Here is a 774-nt window from a genome sequence, read left to right as displayed (position 1 = left end):
TTGAACTGAATGGCAAAGGCACCAGTACGCGCCCCACGCTGACGGTTTCTAACCTGTACGGTATGGTCACCGGGATGGCGGAAGATATGCAGAGTCTGGTCGGCGGAACGGTGGTCCGGCGTAAGGTTTACGCCCGTTTTCTGGATGCGGTGAACTTCGTCAACGGAAACAGTTACGCCGATCCGGAGCAGGAGGTGATCAGCCGCTGGCGCATTGAGCAGTGCAGCGAACTGAGCGCGGTGAGTGCCTCCTTTGTACTGTCCACGCCGACGGAAACGGATGGCGCTGTTTTTCCGGGACGTATCATGCTGGCCAACACCTGCACCTGGACCTATCGCGGTGACGAGTGCGGTTATAGCGGTCCGGCTGTCGCGGATGAATATGACCAGCCAACGTCCGATATCACGAAGGATAAATGCAGCAAATGCCTGAGCGGTTGTAAGTTCCGCAATAACGTCGGCAACTTTGGCGGCTTCCTTTCCATTAACAAACTTTCGCAGTAAATCCCATGACACAGACAGAATCAGCGATTCTGGCGCACGCCCGGCGATGTGCGCCAGCGGAGTCGTGCGGCTTCGTGGTAAGCACGCCGGAGGGKGAAAGATATTTCCCCTGCGTGAATATCTCCGGTGAGCCGGAKGCGTATTTCCGTATGTCGCCGKAAGACTGGCTGCAGKCAGAAATGCAGGGTGAGATTGTKGCGCTGGTCYACAGCCACCCCGGTGGTCTGCCCTGGCTGAGTGAGGCCGACCGGCGGCTGCAGGTGCAGAGTGA

2 protein-coding genes are annotated in these 774 nt (G+C 57.9%); both read left to right on the top strand.

The features are described 5' to 3' along the window. The coding region (locus D0S45_20600) for a phage minor tail protein L (GenBank protein ID TIH07320.1) at window positions 1–503 on the top strand (503 nt) is incomplete at its 5' end. A gap of 5 nt (window positions 504–508) precedes the next feature. Next, window positions 509–774, top strand: a 266-nt coding sequence (locus D0S45_20595; GenBank protein TIH07321.1) for a hypothetical protein, incomplete at its 3' end; no start/stop codon positions are given.

Source organism: Marinifilum sp. JC120 (assembly GCA_004923195.1).
Classification (GTDB): Bacteria; Desulfobacterota; Desulfovibrionia; order Desulfovibrionales; family Desulfovibrionaceae; genus Maridesulfovibrio.
The sequence above is the reverse complement of the archived record's forward strand: the minus strand, read 5'-3'. Positions and strand labels throughout refer to the sequence as shown.